This window comes from Actinospineispora spinosispora DSM 44797 (genome assembly GCF_000429025.1).
In the GTDB taxonomy this organism is placed as follows: domain Bacteria; phylum Actinomycetota; class Actinomycetes; order Mycobacteriales; family Pseudonocardiaceae; genus Pseudonocardia; species Pseudonocardia spinosispora.
In genome coordinates, this window is record NZ_KE386833.1 from 1144920 (window position 1) to 1161330 (window position 16411).

General features: G+C 68.2%; 15 protein-coding genes and 1 riboswitch. Of the genes, 5 read left to right on the top strand and 10 right to left on the bottom strand.

Features of this window, described 5'->3' with window-relative positions:
* Positions 1 to 6: 6 nt before the first annotated feature.
* The 3 genes from G406_RS0129165 to G406_RS54675 all read right to left on the bottom strand — a co-directional run bounded on the left by G406_RS0129165 (position 7) and on the right by G406_RS54675 (position 2501).
* Entirely contained in the window at positions 7 to 588 is a 582-nt protein-coding gene (locus G406_RS0129165) for a non-oxidative hydroxyarylic acid decarboxylases subunit B (protein ID WP_084216466.1), read from the bottom strand.
* Positions 589 to 657: 69 nt separating this feature from the next.
* Positions 658 to 1203: a GNAT family N-acetyltransferase gene (locus G406_RS0129170; protein WP_028936517.1), complete on the bottom strand. Its 546-nt coding sequence runs from the start codon at positions 1201 to 1203 to the stop codon at positions 658 to 660.
* Positions 1200 to 2501: a hypothetical protein gene (locus tag G406_RS54675; RefSeq protein WP_028936518.1), complete on the bottom strand. Its 1302-nt coding sequence runs from the start codon at positions 2499 to 2501 to the stop codon at positions 1200 to 1202. Before G406_RS54675 ends, G406_RS0129170 begins: the two co-directional genes overlap by 4 nt.
* A gap of 107 nt (positions 2502 to 2608) precedes the next feature.
* Here G406_RS54675 and G406_RS0129180 point away from each other — a divergent pair, with 107 nt between their 5' ends.
* Positions 2609 to 2845, top strand: coding sequence for a hypothetical protein (locus G406_RS0129180; RefSeq protein WP_028936519.1), 237 nt, complete (start codon positions 2609 to 2611; stop codon positions 2843 to 2845).
* Positions 2846 to 3141: 296 nt separating this feature from the next.
* Positions 3142 to 3462, top strand: coding sequence for a divalent-cation tolerance protein CutA (gene cutA, locus G406_RS0129190; protein WP_028936520.1), 321 nt, complete (start codon positions 3142 to 3144; stop codon positions 3460 to 3462).
* Here cutA and G406_RS57375 read toward each other — a convergent pair.
* Positions 3459 to 4871: a helix-turn-helix domain-containing protein gene (locus G406_RS57375; RefSeq protein WP_169736807.1), complete on the bottom strand. Its 1413-nt coding sequence runs from the start codon at positions 4869 to 4871 to the stop codon at positions 3459 to 3461. The two genes, cutA and G406_RS57375, sit on opposite strands and share 4 nt — an antisense overlap.
* A 119-nt stretch (positions 4872 to 4990) precedes the next feature.
* On the opposite strand from G406_RS57375, the gene G406_RS57950 reads away from it, so the two are divergent.
* Entirely contained in the window at positions 4991 to 5236 is a 246-nt protein-coding gene (locus G406_RS57950) for a hypothetical protein (RefSeq protein WP_169736808.1), read from the top strand.
* Positions 5233 to 5421 (top strand): hypothetical protein, encoded by a 189-nt coding sequence (locus tag G406_RS0129205; protein WP_028936521.1) that lies wholly within the window; start codon positions 5233 to 5235, stop codon positions 5419 to 5421. Before G406_RS57950 ends, G406_RS0129205 begins: the two co-directional genes overlap by 4 nt.
* Before the next feature lie 72 nt (positions 5422 to 5493).
* Here the strand turns inward: G406_RS0129205 and G406_RS0129210 are convergent, their stop codons facing one another.
* The 6 genes from G406_RS0129210 to G406_RS50650 form a co-directional block, all read right to left on the bottom strand.
* Positions 5494 to 6885, bottom strand: a complete 1392-nt coding sequence (locus G406_RS0129210) for an L-serine ammonia-lyase (protein ID WP_028936522.1) — start codon at positions 6883 to 6885, stop codon at positions 5494 to 5496.
* A 28-nt stretch (positions 6886 to 6913) separates the two neighbouring features.
* Positions 6914 to 8191 carry a serine hydroxymethyltransferase gene (gene glyA, locus G406_RS0129215; protein ID WP_028936523.1) on the bottom strand — a complete coding sequence of 426 codons (1278 nt, stop codon included), beginning with the start codon at positions 8189 to 8191 and terminating at the stop codon, positions 6914 to 6916.
* Positions 8191 to 8595 carry a glycine cleavage system protein GcvH gene (gene gcvH, locus G406_RS0129220; RefSeq protein WP_028936524.1) on the bottom strand — a complete coding sequence of 135 codons (405 nt, stop codon included), beginning with the start codon at positions 8593 to 8595 and terminating at the stop codon, positions 8191 to 8193. The genes glyA and gcvH overlap by 1 nt, the downstream gene beginning before the upstream one ends.
* A 31-nt stretch (positions 8596 to 8626) precedes the next feature.
* Positions 8627 to 9724, bottom strand: coding sequence for a glycine cleavage system aminomethyltransferase GcvT (gcvT, locus tag G406_RS0129225; protein WP_028936525.1), 1098 nt, complete (start codon positions 9722 to 9724; stop codon positions 8627 to 8629).
* The gene (gcvP, locus tag G406_RS0129230; RefSeq protein ID WP_051342810.1) at positions 9721 to 12561 is read right to left on the bottom strand and encodes an aminomethyl-transferring glycine dehydrogenase; all 2841 of its coding nucleotides are present in this window, start codon (positions 12559 to 12561) and stop codon (positions 9721 to 9723) included. The genes gcvT and gcvP overlap by 4 nt, the downstream gene beginning before the upstream one ends.
* A gap of 152 nt (positions 12562 to 12713) precedes the next feature.
* Positions 12714 to 12804: riboswitch (glycine riboswitch) on the bottom strand.
* Positions 12805 to 12893: 89 nt separating this feature from the next.
* On the bottom strand, positions 12894 to 14156 hold the full coding sequence (locus tag G406_RS50650) for a S1C family serine protease (protein ID WP_051342811.1): 1263 nt from the start codon (positions 14154 to 14156) through the stop codon (positions 12894 to 12896).
* A gap of 135 nt (positions 14157 to 14291) precedes the next feature.
* On the opposite strand from G406_RS50650, the gene G406_RS50655 reads away from it, so the two are divergent.
* On the top strand, positions 14292 to 16346 hold the full coding sequence (locus G406_RS50655; protein ID WP_245607258.1) for a transglycosylase domain-containing protein: 2055 nt from the start codon (positions 14292 to 14294) through the stop codon (positions 16344 to 16346).
* The last annotated feature ends 65 nt before the right edge of the window (positions 16347 to 16411 follow it).

The window sequence follows — 16411 nt, forward strand, 5'->3', positions numbered from 1 at the left end:
AGTGGCCTAGTTGTCCACTCCGAGGCCGTTCCAGCGGCGCGCCTTCGGAGCGGGGAGGCCGAGCTGGTCCAGGACGCGGGACACGACGTGCTCGACGATGTCCTCGACCGTGCTCGGGTGGTTGTAGAAGGCGGGCATCGGCGGGAGGATCACCGCGCCCATCTTGGTCAGCGCGAGCATGTTCTCCAGGTGAATCTCCGACAGCGGGGTCTCCCTGGCGACCAGCACCAGCCGGCGGCGTTCCTTCAGCGTGACGTCGGCGGCGCGGGCCACGAGACCCTCGGCGTAGCCGGTCCGGATACCGGCGAGGGTCTTCATGCTGCACGGGATGACGACCATCCCGTCGGTCTGGAACGAGCCCGACGCGATCGGCGCGTGCTGGTCGTTGTGCTGGTGGACGTGATCGGCGAGCGCGGACACCTCCGCGACCGTCCACCCGGTCTCCAGCTTGATGGTCGACCGGGCCCACGTGCTCATGACCAGGTGGGTCTGGACCTCTGGCAGGTCACGCAGGACCTCGAGGAGACGAATCCCCAGCACGGCGCCGGTGGCCCCGGTCAGTGCCACCACGAATCTCGAACTTGCCAATGCCGCCCTCTCCGCCTGCCCCGGTTCGTTCCACACTAGCCGCGACGGCGGAGAACAGCCTGTCGACCATCAGCTCTCCGCGAGGTCCAGGACCAATGCGTCGTAATGGGGTGCGTCCGGGAACGGCCTGAGCTTGCCGATCTGCCGCCAGCCCCACTTGAAGTAGGCGGCCCGCGCAGTCTCGTTCTCCTCCCGGACCAGCAACGTGGCGCGTCGCTCAGGGCGCTTATAGAGCAGCTCGTCATGAACCTGATGAGCGATACCGCGGCCCTGCCACCCGGGGTGGGTCATGATCTCGCACAGACCGAACGTGCGGGTGCCGTCCTCGGCGATGAAATCCGGATCGACGGGTGTTGTCAGACCGTTCCACCATTTCGCGTTGGTGGGGAGCGAATATCCCAGCGCCAGCCCGACCGGGTCGCCCTCGACGGCACCGATGACCAGCTCGAAACCAGGGGAACGGGCGTAGCCGTGCACACGTTCCACGAATCGGTCCGCGCTGTAGAACGGATTGCCGATGACATCACCGTGCGTGATCACATAGAGCCGAGTGATCAACTCTTCACCGACTTCTACACCCTCTCGCCCGAAATGTGTGAAGGCCAGTTCGCTCATGTCGCGGCCACCAGTTCTCGCGCCTTGCGCACCTCAGGCAGATGTGTCGCGCGTTCAGGCAGCAGACGAAGAGCGTGCACCGCCATCGTGCGGAGGTGACCGCGCCGGAACGAGGGGGCAAGCGATTCGAGCACGGCGACGACGTGTTGCGCACCGCCCGACGGATCACCCGCAGTGATCATCGACATGGCCTGGTGCAGCCGAATCTGGGAAGCGCCGAGAGCGACAGGAGTCCCGTATCCGGCGAGTGCGGCATCCTGCGCGGCAGCCGCTTCGGGGACGTCACCTGAGTGACTCGCGACAAATGAGCGAACATGGCGGAGACGAGTCTCGGACCAGGACCATTCCGAGTGCGTTGCCTGACGTACAACGTCATCCAGCCGGTCGAACACTCGCTCCAGCTCGGCCAGCGTGTCACGGGCGCCGGTCCGATCACCTTGCATCGCCAACACCTGCGCTCGTGCCGCGAGCGCGCTTGTCGTCCCGGCGGAAGGCTTGTCCTCCCCCCAACGAAGGGCGTCCGCGGCTAGAGACATCACCACGACCGGGCCTGCCCAAGGAGCGTAGGTGGTGAAGACAGCGCGGCGGCCGGCGATCAGGCTGGTCACGCCGCGATCACCGCTCAAACGAGCGGCACGGTCTGCCAGTCGCCAATAACGGCTTGCCGCAGTCCATCGCCCGGCACCCACCAGTGAGATGGCGGTCAGGCCCCCGAGCAGTGCGCAAGCGCGCGCGAGCCGCAGCCGCATCGCGTGGGGAGACCGGTCCAAGTGTCGTCGCGCGTCGTCGAGGTCGGTGATGAGTTCGGGAAGCAGCTGATCGGCGGGTACCGACGAGACCAGACGGGAGTACTCGTCGGCGGCGCGTTCCCACTCGAAGGCATCGTGCTCGGTGATCGGGCCATCCAACGCGGCGTCGAGCTGTCTGCGTACTGGGTCGAGGTTTGCCAGGGCGCCGCCGAGGACGATCCCGCCCGCGGCACCGAGCAACGCGCGCCTACGCATGTCCTCATCATCGCAGCCGGTCTCGGCCTGCCCCAATATCTCGGCCGCCACCAGTTCGGTGACCGGGCGCCCGAACATCTTCTCCAGCACGCGCGTGGTCGCGGGCCGAGGATGCGGCACCTTGCCCGCGGCGATCCGCTGAAGCTGGTTCCAGCTGATCGAGGTCGCTCGTTCCCCGGTCTCCCGGGCGTGCTCCCTGGCGAATCGGTTGAACCGATCCTCGAGCTCAGCCCAGGTGTACGGCTCCGCTGCGATCAGCTGTTCGAGCAGAGTGCGCGGCGTTTCCCTCGACATGACGTGTTCCCCCCACGTGTTCCTCCCCTGAACGTCGCGGAAAGGCTGACATATCGTCGCACAGCGGGCATGGCAACGTCAGTCGGATCGGCCCTCTGATGAGGCCTGTGACCAGACGAAACGGCAACGCGAAGATCGACGGTGCCGGTTGCCGGGTCAACTACTGGGACAGCTCGGCGGCGTACCCATGGTTCTTGCGCTTCAGCACGCTCGTCTGGTGGGTGTGGCTGGTCATGGGGTCGATGCTCCTCGGCATCGTCGCCGGGATCGGTTGGTGGTGGCTGACGGTCGCGTTGTACATCGCGGCTGCCGCCGTTCTAGCCCGCGACCCCAATGAGCCGTAGCCACGCCGGCATGACGAAATCCCCGACTCGCGGATGTGTGTGTGCGCGAGTCGGGGAAGTGGTCAGCACTCCACGATGCTGACCGGGAGGACCGTCAGGGCCTGGCCGCCCATCAAGAGGTCCTGGTACTTCGTGCTCATGTCGTTACCGGGGGTTTCTGACCTCGCCTTCTGCGTGGGGACGCCCTTTGACAAGGCTCAACGATTCCGGGTAGTCCGTAGCGAGCCTGGCCTTTTTTTGTAGTCGAAGTTCTGCGACAGGTAGTGGTACTGCTGACGACCGATAGGGTTCGAGTCATGGCTGAGCACCTGATCGTGATGACCACCACCGACAGCGAAGAGGCAGCACGGGGGCTCGCGTCAGGTGCCATCGATGCGAAGCTCGGTGCGTGCGCGCAGATCGTCGGCCCGATTACCAGCGTCTATCGCTGGGAGGGTGCTGTGCAGACCGATCCTGAGTGGCGAGTCGAGATCAAGACGACTAACGATCGCGCCGCCGAACTGGTTGATCACATCAAGTCGGCCCACTCGTATGACTTGCCGGAGGTTGTTGCCGTTCCGATCACCGGGGGCAGCGCCGAGTACCTGGCATGGGTGGTCGACGAGTCGAAGGCCTAGGCGCTGCTCAACTGAGCCGTCAACCGCCCACGAACCTCGCGCGGCGTACCGGTCGCGTCGGCGGGGATCAGCTCCACAACGTCCCATAGACGGCCGATAGCGAGCGATGCCTCTGTCCGGGTGGCGAGCGGCGCCGCGTTGTCGGTGAGCGCTGCCAGCCGGTCGTAATCACCATGCCGCGCAACTGAGGTAGCCAGATCGGCCAGGACCAGCGCCTTCACCTTCGTCTCCGTCGGAGTGAGACTGCTCAGGAGTGACGCGGCAAGATCGTCGGTCTCCCGGTGCCCCATCCGGCCGTACGTCGACACAGCGAGGCTCCCGAGACGGTTCGCGGTGAAGAACGATGTCCACGGTCGACCAGGACCAGCGGGTACGTAGTCGAACACCGCGACCGCCTGATCCAGCGACCGAACGGCCGAGGTGGTGTCACCGACCATCGCTTGTTCCTCGGCGCGCCTGGCGAGAATCCACGCCTGAGTAGCCGCGTCGCTGCCGCGCACATGCTCCGATGCGTCGGCGAGCATCCTGACGGCTGCCGGGGTGTCGCCATCGCTGGCCAGGAGATACGACCAGTACCCGAGGATGCATGTCGCGAGCGCAGGATCACCGGCTGCCCGTGCCGTGTCGAGCGCCTGGCGGAACACTTGCGCCGCCTCTGCTGGTCGTCCGATGTCGAACATGGTCCACCCGGCAAGGGCCTCGGTCTCACCGGCCGAGGTCAGCAGTCGCCGACGTAGACCCTCGTTGGTGCTGTTCTCGGTCAACGACTTCAGCGTGCGGTAGTGCTTTCGGAGCGTGGCGACCAGCTGCCGCGCGGGGATGGTCTCCTCGGCCTCGAAGAATGATCGAGTCTTGTTCTCTACCGCCGTGACGGTCGCGGTGTCGGGTGCGCGCGAGCCAGCGAGGGTGTCCGCGAGCCGTTTCCATGGTGGGTCGACGAGCGCACCGGTTGCAGCCGCCGCCCCGGCCAGTTTCAGCAGGTTCCGCCTGTCCACGGCGTCAACGGTACGCGGCGAAGTCGCAATCCTCGAAGATCCGAACCACAGCAGATCGGCCGGGATGCGCAGTACATCAGCCCAACGGCACAGCTTCGTGAGGTCCGATGGCGGCGGTGTACCCGGCCGTTCGAGTCGACTCACCTGGGCTTGTGACAAGTCGAGCCACCGAGCGACCGCCGTCTGGGTCAGTACTGGCTGGTGCGCGTAGCGGTAGGCCTTGAGCAGTATGCCGAAATGCTGGGCCGCGAGGGCATCCTGAACAGCTGGGATCAACCAGAACTCGGCAGGCTGGTCCCGAGGGGCATCGACGACGGTTCGAGCGCACGGACTGCACAACGACTCGCGTTGATCAGCCGCAAGCCGCGCACCACACCCCCTGCAACCGCGCATCGTTCCCCCGTAGTCGGTCAAGCGAGCATAGATGATCAACAGAGTGTGGGGAGCCGTTATACGCGCGATGTATATGCCCTGGCCTGCACGTATACCTCGGTGTCGTTGGGTGAACGCTTCTCCGCCGCGACCGTTGACGGATGAGCGCCTACCACCTGCATGCGCGGTTGCACGAGGGACCGCTAGGCCGTCCGGTGCGGAACGAACTCCAAATGCACAACACCGACGACCTGGCCGAGGTGGAGCTGACCGCGAAGGCGCTCGCATCGGATGGGTTCACGGTCTGGATTTACGACCACGGGCACGGTGATGTGTGTGCGGGTGCCAGCGACTACCGCCTGATTCTCCTGTTCACGCCTGACGGTCAGCGGGTGGATTACCGGTGATCGACACCGAGAGACCGAACCGGTTGCGGTGGTACCTAAGACGTCGCACCGTTGGCTGCTGGCTCTGGTTGCTGGTCTGGTCAGTGGTCGGTGGCGCGCTCGTCGATCAGCTGCTGTTCCTACTGACCGTGGCGCTGCTCATCGCGGCACTCGCGGTGCTGGCGAAAGATCCCAACGATCCGTGACAAGGTGGCCGAGTTGTCGCCGGCATGACGAAATCCCCGACTCGCGGATGTGTGTGCGAGTCGGGGACGTGGTCAGCACTCCACGATGCTGACCGGGAGGACCGTCAGGGCCAGGCCGCCCATCGAGGTCTCCTTGTACTTCGTGCTCATGTCCCGCCCGGTCTCGCGCATGGTTGCGATGACGGTGTCCAGCGAGACGCGGTGCTGGCCGTCGCCGCGCAGTGCCATTCGCGCGGCGTTGATCGCCTTGCCCGCCGAGATCGCGTTGCGCTCGATGCAGGGAATCTGCACGAGACCGCCCACGGGATCGCAGGTCATCCCGAGGCTGTGCTCCATGGCGATCTCCGCCGCGTTCTCCACCTGGGCCGTCGTGCCGCCCAGTACCTCGGCCAGTGCGCCGGCCGCCATGGACGCCGCTGAACCGACCTCGCCCTGACAGCCGACCTCGGCACCCGAGATCGAGGCGCGTTCCTTGTACAGCGACCCGATCGCACCGGCGGTGAGCAGGAACTTCACCGTCGTGTCCTCGGGAGCCTCCCGGCCCTGCGAGGTGTAGTTCAGCGCGTAGTGCAGCACGGCCGGAATGACCCCCGCCGCGCCGTTGGTGGGTGCCGTGACGACCCGCCCGCCGCCGGCGTTCTCCTCGTTCACCGCGAGCGCCACGAGGTTGACCCAGTCCTCGGACAGTGCCGGATCACGGTCCGGGTCCTCGGCGAGGAGACGTTGGTGCCAGCCGGGCGCCCGGCGGCGCACGTTGAGACCACCCGGCAGCTCGCCGGAGTTCTCGATGCCCCGGTGGAAGCACTCGGACATGACCTCGGCGATGTGCGTCAGATAGTCGCGCACCTCCGAGGCAGGCCGGGTGGTGCTCTCGAAGCGCAGCATGACCTCGCTGACCGGAGCGTTCATCGACCGGCAGCACTCCATGAGCTCCACGGCGGTGGCGAACGGACCGTGTGGTGCCGGGGTGTCCTCCGACGACGCGGCCTCCACCTCCTCCTCGGTGACGACGAAGCCGCCGCCGACCGAGAAGTAGGTCTGCTCACGCAGCGGCCGGTCGCCCGCGCCGTAGGCCGCGACGGTCATTCCGTTCGGGTGCGCCGGCAGGACCTTCGAGGGATGCAGCCGGATGTCCTCCTCGCGCAGCGCGATGACCGGCCCGCCGGGAAGCTCGACCGACCCGGACTCGCGCATCTCGGTCAGCCGCTTGCGCACCTCGTCGCCGGTGACCAGCTCGGGAGCGCGGCCTTCCAGCCCGAGGAGGATCGCCGACATCGTGCCGTGGCCCGCGCCGGTGGCGGCGAGCGAGCCGAACAGGTCGACACGGATGTCGGCGACCTCGGTCAGTGTTTCGGTGGACGCGAGGTCGGCGACGAACCGGGCGGCGGCTCGCATCGGTCCGACGGTGTGTGAGCTGGATGGTCCGATGCCGACCGAGAACAGGTCGAACACACTGACAGTCATCGTTGACCTCGCGTCCGGTGGGAGTGCGTCAGGGGTAGAGCGGGTGTCGGCGGGCGAGTTCCCGGGTCTCGGCGCGCAGCGCGTCGAGAGCCGGTCCTCCTGCCGCGTCCTCGTCGGAGAGCAGCAGCGTGCGCGCGATGATGTCCGCCACCTGCTCGAAGCCCTCCGTGGTGAATCCGCGTGTGGCTAGCGCCGCCGTGCCGATCCGCAGGCCGGACGTCACCATCGGCGGGCGGGGGTCGAACGGCACCGCGTTGCGGTTGACGGTGATGTCCACCGACGCCAGCCGGTCCTCGGCCTGCTTGCCGTCGAGCTTCGCCGACCGCAGGTCGACCAGCGCGAGGTGTACATCGGTGCCACCGGTGAGGACGCTGATGCCGGCCTCGGCGACGTCGGGCGCGGTGAGCCGGCCGGCGAGGATCCGCGATCCCTCGATGGTCCGCTCCTGCCGATCGGTGAACTCGGGCAGCGCCGCCATCCGGAACGCGGCCGCCTTCGCCGCGATGACGTGCTCCAACGGACCACCCTGCTGACCGGGGAACACCGCCGAGTTGATCTTTTTGGCCAGGTCCGCGTCATTGGTCAGGATGAAGCCACCGCGCGGCCCGCCGAGTGTCTTGTGCGTGGTCGACGTCGTGACGTGGGCGTGCGGCACGGGGGAGGGGTGCAGACCGGTGGCGACCAGCCCGGCGAAGTGCGCCATGTCGACCATCAGGTACGCGTCGATGTCGTCGGCGATCTGACGGAAGCGCGCGAAGTCGAGCTGACGCGGGTAGGCGGACCAGCCCGCGATGATCAGCTTCGGCCGGTGCTCCTTGGCCAGGCGCTCCACCTCGTCCATGTCCACGGTGAACGTGTCCGGAGAGACCTCGTAGGCGACCACGTTGTAGAGCAGACCGGAGAAGTTGATCCGCATGCCGTGCGTCAGGTGGCCACCGTGGGCCAGCGACAGGCCGAGGATCGTGTCGCCCGGCTTGATCAACGCGTGCATGGCCGCCGCGTTCGCCTGCGCGCCGGAATGCGGCTGGACGTTGGCGAATCCCGCATCGAACAGCGACTTGATGCGGCTGATGGCCAAGCGTTCGATCTCGTCGACGTGCTCACAACCACCGTAGTAGCGCCGCCCGGGGTAGCCCTCGGCGTACTTGTTGGTCAGCACGGAACCCTGGGCCTGCATGACCGCCAAGGGCGCGTAGTTCTCCGAGGCGATCATCTCCAGACCTTGTTGCTGGCGGTTCAGCTCGAGCCCGATCAGCTCGGCGACCTCCGGGTCGAACTCGCTCAGCGGTGTGTCGAGAGTGCTCATCAGGTCCCCTGGGTGAAGGTGAGGTAGTCGTCGGCGGACAGGACGTCGCCGAGGTCGGTCACGACGGCTGTGAACAACCAGCCTTCACCGTATGGGTCCTTGCCGACCAGTGCTGGATCGTCGGCGAGCGCGGGGTTCAGCTCGACGACCGTCCCGCCGGCCGGACTGATCAGGTCGGAGACGGACTTGGTGGACTCGACCTCGCCGCACGCCTCGCCCGCGACCAGGGTCGTCCCCGCTTCCGGCAGATCGACGAAGACGATCTCGCCGAGCGACTCGGCGGCGATGGCGGACAGTCCGATCCGCACGGCGTCCTCGGGCAGGTCGGCGCCCGGCGCGACGGCGATCCACTCGTGGTCGCGGGTGTAGCTGAGGTTCGGTGGGAGTTCGTGGGCAGCGGTCATCGCAGAAGGCCTTTCAGGGTGAGGGGGAGCGTCAGCGGCGGTAGAACGGCAGAGCGGTGACGGTGTACGGCGAGACCGTGCCGCGCACATCGACGTCGACGACCTGGCCGGTGCCGGCCAGTGTCGCGTCGAGATGGGCGATCGCGATCGGGACCCCGAGCGTGGGGGACAGCACGCCGGAGGTCACCGAGCCGACCTCGTTGCCCTCGGAGTCCTGGATGGGGCAGCCGGCCCTGGCGGCTCGCCTGCCCGTTCCGACCAGGCCGACGAGGGTCCGCTTCGGCGGTTGTTCGGCGAGCACCGCGAGAGCGTCACGGCCGACGAAGTCCTTGTCGAGGGCGACGACACGGCCGAGCCCGGCCGCGTACGGGCTGGTGTCGGTGCGGATGTCGTTGCCGTACAGGGCCATGCCCGCTTCGAGTCGAAGGGTGTCGCGGCAGGCCAGACCGGCGGGCTGCAACCCGTGCGCCTGGCCGGCGGCCAGGATCGTGTGCCACAGCTCCGGGGCTTCCCCTGCCGGGACGTAGATCTCGAAACCGTCCTCACCGGTGTAGCCGGTACGGGCGAGCAGGACGGAATGACCGGCCAGCTCGGCCTGGGCGGCCGCGTAGTACTTCAGCCCGGAGACGAGCTGCGCGAGCGAGTCGGCGCCGAGCGCCGTCACGATGGCGGGCGACGCCGGGCCCTGGACGGCGATCAGCGCGGTCTCGGCGGAGCGGTCGGTGACCTCGGCGTCGAATCCGCCCGCGCGCTCGGTCAGCACCTTGAGGTCGTTCTCGGCGTTGCCCGCGTTCACCACGGCGAGGAAGCGTTGCTCGTCGAGCCGATAGACGACCAGGTCGTCGATGATGCCGCCGTCGGAGTCACACAGCAGCGAGTACTTGGCCCGTCCGATCTTGACCTTGGACAGGGTACTGACCAGCGCGTGGTCGAGCAGTGCGGCCGCTTCCGGGCCGGTGATCTCGAACTCGCCCATGTGGGACAGGTCGAACAGGCCCGCGGCGGTACGGACGGCGCGGTGCTCGGCGAGGTCGCTGGTGTAGCGCACGGGCATCTGCCAGCCGGCGAACTCGGTCGTCGTGGCGCCGAGGCTCTCGTGCTCGGCGGCGAGCGGGGTCTGCTTGGTCATGCCGAGCCTTCCTGGGCGTAGGCCTGCGGCGAGGGACAGGAGCAGACGAGGTTCCGGTCGCCGGCGGCGCCGTCGATCCGGCTGACCGGCGGCCAGTACTTGCCGTCACGCGACACGGTGGGCGGGTACGCGGCCCGCTCGCGGGTGTATGGCAGCTCCCACTTCTCGCCGAGCAGGTCGGCCGCGGTGTGCGGTGCGTTGCGCAGCGGGCTGTCGACCAGCGGCCAGGTGCCGTCGACGACCTGGTCGATCTCGTCGCGGATCGCGACCATCGCGTCGATGAACCGGTCCAGCTCGGCCAGGTCCTCCGACTCGGTCGGCTCGACCATCAGGGTTCCGGCCACCGGGAAAGACAGGGTCGGTGCGTGGAAGCCGTAGTCGATGAGGCGCTTGGCGACGTCCTCCGCGGTGACGCCGCTACGGGTCGTGAGCTCACGCAGGTCGAGGATGCACTCGTGTGCGACGAGCCCGGTGTCGCCCGTGTAGAGCACCGGGAAGTAGTCGGCGAGACGCGTGGCGAGGTAGTTTGCCGAGAGCACGGCCACACGGCTCGCCCTGGTCAGACCCTCCGCCCCCATCATCGCGATGTAGGCCCAGGTGATCGGCAGGATGCCGGCCGAGCCGAAGCGGGCGGCGGTGACGCCGCGCCCCTGGGGGTCCAGCGGGTCCCCGGGCAGGAACTCGGCGAGGTGCGCGCGTGCCGCGACCGGACCCACACCCGGGCCGCCTCCACCGTGCGGGATGCAGAACGTCTTGTGCAGGTTCAGGTGCGACACGTCGCCGCCGAACTCACCGGGCTTGGCGAGGCCGACCAGCGCGTTGAGGTTCGCGCCGTCGATGTAGACCTGGCCACCCGCCTCGTGTACCAGGTCGCAGACCTCACGGACTTCCTGCTCGTACACCCCGTGCGTGGACGGGTAGGTGATCATGATGGCGGCGACCTGCTCGCCGTGCTCGCTCAGCTTGGCCCGCAGGTCGTCCAGCTCGATCCCACCGTCCTCGGCGGTCGCCACGACCACGACCTTCAGACCGGCCAGCACCGCCGAGGCGGCATTGGTGCCGTGTGCGGACCCGGGGATCAGACAGACCGTGCGGTCCGCGTCGCCTCGGGACCGGTGGTAGTCACGGATGGCCAGCAGACCGGCGAGCTCACCCTGCGAACCGGCGTTCGGCTGCAACGACACCGCGTCGTACCCGGTGATCTCGGCGAGCCACCGGCTGAGGTCCTCGGTCAGGGTGACGTACCCGTCGATCTGGTCCACCGGTGCGTACGGGTGCAGAGACGCGAAGCCCGGCCAGCTGATCGGCTCCATCTCGGCGGCCGCGTTGAGTTTCATGGTGCACGAGCCGAGCGGGATCATCGTGCGGTCGAGCGCCAGGTCCTTGTCGGACAGCAGACGCAGGTAGCGCAGCATCGCCGTCTCCGAGCGGTGCGTGTTGAACACCGGGTGGGTCAGGTACTCGCTGGTGCGTCGCACCTCGGCGGGCAGTGCCGTCGCCTCGGTCGGGTCCACCCGGCCGGCGCCGAACGTGGCGAGCACCGTGTCGACGATGTCGGTGGTGGTGACCTCGTCGCAGGCGACGGCGACGTGGTCGGCGTCGACGAGCCGCAGGTTGACGCCCGACTCGGCGGCTACGCCCACGACGGTCTCAGCGCGACCGGGCACCTCGGCGACGATCGTGTCGAAGAACGTGTCCGCCACGACCGTGACGTCGTGGCCGCGCAGGCCGTCCGCGATCGACACGGCGTGCCCGTGCACGCGCTCGGCGATCGCGCGTAGCCCGTTAGGGCCGTGGTAGCAGGCGTACATCGCGGCGACGTTGGCCAGCAGCGCCTGCGCGGTGCAGATGTTGCTGGTCGCCTTCTCCCGGCGGATGTGCTGCTCACGGGTCTGCAGCGCGAGCCGGTACCCAGGGCGGCCCGCGGTGTCCTGGGAGACCCCGACGAGCCTGCCGGGAAGCTTGCGCGCGAGGTCGGCCCGTACCGACATGAACGCGGCGTGCGGGCCGCCGAAGAACAACGGGACGCCGAACCGCTGGGCGGACCCCACCGCGATGTCCGCGCCCAGCTCACCAGGCGGGGTGACCAGGGTGAGTGCGAGAAGGTCGCACACCACCGTGACCAGCGCGCCGCGCTCCTTCGCTTCGGTGACCAGGCCGCTGATGTCGCGGACGGCACCGCCGGCACCGGGGTTCTGCAGGACGACGCCCAGCAGCGGGGTGTCGTCGGTGATCGACAGACCGTCGGCCCAGAGGTCGGTGACCGCGATGTCGATGCCCAGCGGCTCGACGCGGCGGCGCAGCACCGCGAGGCTCTGCGGGAAGATGTCGGAGTCCACCAGGATGCGGCCGTTCGCGGCGCCGCGCTTGGCGGCCCGGACCATGAGCAGGACCGCCTCGGCGACCGCGCTGGCCTCGTCGAGCAGGGACGCGCCCGCGACCGGCAGCGCGGTGAGGTCCTCGATCATGGTCTGGAAGTTCAGCAGCGCTTCGAGGCGGCCCTGGGAGATCTCCGGCTGGTACGGCGTGTAGGCGGTGTACCAGGCGGGGGACTCGAGCATGTTGCGGCGCAGCACGGCCGGCGTGATGGTGTCGTAGTAGCCCTGACCGATCATCTGCACCATGGGGCGGTTGCGGTCGGCGATCTCGCGCAGCGCACCCAGTGCGGCGTGCTCGTCCAGCGCGGCCGGCAGGTCGAGCGCGGTCCGCGTGCGGATCGACTCGGGTACGGCGGCATCGATGAGCGAATCGAGGTCGGTGTGGCCGATGACGTCGAGCATCGCGCGTTCGGCGGCGGAGTCAGGGCCGATGTGGCGATCGACGAAAGGCGAAGACATGTGCACTCCAGACTCGACGGGGACAGGGCACACCACGTGGTGCGTGCTGTCTCCCCGCTCTGTCACATAGGCCTGAGAGTTTCCGCGGTGGACGAACCCGCTTGCCCCTTCGGCGGACCACGCGGCGTCGCGTGATCACTTTCCAGAGTTGCCTCGCCTCTGCGGTACGGGTGGCCTGAGAGATTCCCGGGGAGGGTTGCTCCTACGGCTCTGGCGGTTCGCCAGATCTCCCGCTGAGGTTCGAGCGGCACATGAAGTTGTGGGCGTCATGGTACGCACAGTCCAGCCTAGTATATCAACTAGACGTTTGATGTATACCAAGGACGGTGTTGTCAGTTACCGCCTCGACCGAACAGCTCGGCAAGGCCGGACAGGTCGCCGTCGCTGATCGTCGGCTGCTTGTCCGGCATGCTGCCCAGGGTGACCGGAACCTCTCTCGGCGCTGTGCCGTCTGCGCCGGTGACCGTCAGGGTGACCTGCTGGCCCGGTGCGTAGCTGCCGACGCGTGCGATCAGATCGGTGAAGTCGCCGACCGTGGCGCTGCCGACCTTGGTCACCACGTCGCCGGCGCGCAGACCGGCGGCTTCGGCCGCCGAGCCCGGCGTGACCTGGCCGATCGTGGCGCCGCCGAGTGCGGACTCCCCGCCGGCGACCCCGAGCTGTGGCTTGGTCGCGGTGCCGTTGCTGATCAGCTCCTGAGCGACGCGGCGTGCCTGGTCGACGGGGATGGCGAACCCCAGCCCGATGGAGCCGTTCGAGCCGACGATCGCCGAGTTGATCCCGACGACCTGGCCGGCGAGGTTGACCAGCGGACCGCCCGAGTTGCCGGGGTTGATCGGCGCGTCGGTCTGCAGCCCGTTGTAGATGACCCGCCCCGAGCCGTTGCCGTCGCTCGCGGTCACGGTCCGGTTCATGGCGCTGACGATTCCGCTGGTCACCGTGCCGCTGAGACCCTCGGGTGAACCGATCGCGACGACCGGCTGGCCGACCGAGACGTCGGTGGACCGGCCGAGCGTCGCGGGCGTCAGCCCGGACGCACCGCTGATGCGGATGACCGCGAGGTCGTAGCTGGGGGAGGTACCGACGACCGACGCCCGGTGCGTGGAGCCGTCCGCGAGGGTCACCTGGACGCCCTGGGATGCGCCGTCGACCACGTGGTTGTTGGTCAGCACCTCACCCTCGGCGCTGAGGATGACGCCGCTGCCCTCGACCGTCCCCCGGTTCGTCCGCCAGCGGATGTCGACCGTGCTCGGCATCGCCTTCGCCGCGGCACCCGCGACCGAGCCGTCGGAGGGCTTGCCCACCATCGGATCGGCTGTCCCGGCCAACGTCGTCGCGCCGACACCCGCGCTGTTGAACACGAGGTAGGCGCCCCCGAAGCCGAGCCCTCCGCCGACCAGGCCAGCCACCAGCGCGATCGCGACGAGGCTCGTCGTGCGCCTCGGCGGTGCCGGAGCGGGTGTGCCGAACGCCGGGTAGACGGCGGTGGGGGTCGTGCCCCCGGAGTGCGCGCCGTACATCGGTCGATCGCTGTAGGGCGGTTGACCAGCGCTGGACGCCGGGTCGTGCGCACCGGCGGAGTGTTCCTCCTGCATGCCTCCATGGTGCGCCACGACCCTGAGACGACCCTGTGACGGTCCCGGCGAATGGGAGGCCGGCCGACGTCACATCTGCTTATGTCAAGTCCCGCGCCACCGGGCTGGACAAGTGTGCACAATCAGCAGGTGCAGATGCGGCTCGATCTTCGACGATGGCTCCGGGTGGCCCGGAGCAAGATACGGCGGCGCGGGCCGGACCAGCCGGCGTCCCCCGCCCGGTCGAAGGCACGGCTGCGGTGGGTCCTTCGGACGGTGCTCGCACTGGCCATCCTCGTGGTGCTCGTCCCGGCGGCGGCGTTCGGTATCGGGTGGTACGTCTTTCCCGCGCCCACGCCGGACGACGTGGTGATCAGCCAGATCGCGAAGATCAATTTCTCGGACGGCAAGCCGATGGCGACGGTGCGGCCCGACGGCGCCGGTAACCGGGTCAAGATCGCGCTGGCCCAGGTGCCCCAGCACGTGCAGCAGGCCGTTCTTTCCGCGGAGGACCGGTCCTTCTTCTCGAACCCCGGCTTCGACATCGTCGGTATCGCGCGGGCGGCCTGGGCGCAGCTCACCGGCCGCGCGGGCGGTGGCTCGACCATCACGCAGCAGTACATCAAGCTCACCACCGGCCAGGACCAGCACTCGTTCTGGCGCAAGTACAAGGAAGTCATCGGCGCGGCGAAGATCGCCCAGGAGTACAGCAAGGAGCGGATCCTCGAGGACTACCTCAACACGATCTACCTCGGGCGGGGCGCGTACGGCATCCAGGCCGCGGCCCAGGCGTACTTCGGCGTCGACACGGGCAAGCTGACGGTGTCCCAGGGCGCGCTGCTCGCGGGTCTCATCCAGTCGCCGTCGCGCTGGGACCCGGCGACCGACCCGGGAATGGCGACCCAGCGCTGGAACTACGTTCTGGACGGCATGGTCGCCGAGCACTGGCTCTCCCCGGCCGACCGCGCCGCCGCCCAGTTCCCGCAGACCCTGCCGCAGAGCTCGGTCAAGGGCGGTATCCCGGGCAACCACCTCGGGCACGTCGTCAAGCAGGTGCAGGCCGAGCTGACCGATCTGGGCATCACCGAACAGAGCCTCACCCAGGACGGTCTGACCATCACGACCACGGTCGACGAGGGGCTGGAGCAGCAGGCGGCGGACATCTCGGCGAAGGTGCTCAAGGGCCAGCTGCCGAACCTGCGTACCGCGCTGGTCGCGGTCGACCCCCGGACCGGTGGGATCGTCGCCTACTACGGCGGTGACAACGGAGTCGGGCTGGACTACGCGCGCGTGCTCAAACAGCCCGGCTCGTCGTTCAAGCCGTTCGTCATGACGGCCGCGTTGCTGCACAAGCCTCCGATCGGGATCTACTCCTACTTCGACGGCAGCTCGCCGCAGACCATCGCCGGTCAGACCGTGTCCAACTCCGACGGCGACAGTTGCGACGAGTGCGACCTGAAGGAGGCGATGACCAAGTCGATCAACACGATCTTCTATCAGCTGGGTGTCGAGGTCGGGCCGCCCGCGGTGGCCGCCGCCGCGCACCAGGCGGGAATCCCGGCGAACCTGCTGCCCAACCCCACTGCCGGTATCTCCCTCGGTGACAAGGAGGTCCGGCCCGGCGACATGGCCTCGGCGTACGCGACGTTCGCCGCCGGTGGGGTGTTCCGCGCACCACATCTGATCACCAAGGTCGAGACGGCGGACGGCAGGGTGCTCGTCGACAATCCGGCGTCGCCCGCGCAGCTCCGGATCGACCCTCAGGTGGCCCGCAACGTCACCGAGAGCATGCTCGACGTGGCAGGCTCGTCGCTGATCCCGTTGTCGCGTTCCCGTGAGGTGGCCGCGAAGACCGGCACGACGCAGAGCCACGTCGTCGGGCAGAACAACGACGGATGGACCGTCGGCTACACGCCCACGCTGTCGACCGCGGTGTGGGTCGGCACGAACGACAACTCTCCGATCAAGACACCGGCGGGCCGTCCCATCTACGGGCGGATGGTGCCCGGCAGCATCTGGCAGCAGTTCATGAACGCCGCCCTGAGCTCGACGCCGCCCGAGCGCTTCCCCGAGTTCCAGCCCCTCGGTGAGGACTCGGAGAGCTTCTGGGACGACGATGACGATGATGACGACGACCACGGACGTCACCACGGTCGCCACCACCGTGACCGCGACTCCGACGATGACGACGACGACTCCGACGACAACTGATCGCCTCGGACGATTTCGCAGACCCAGCTGTCGCGTCGCAGACACTGCAGCGTCTGCGATGCGAC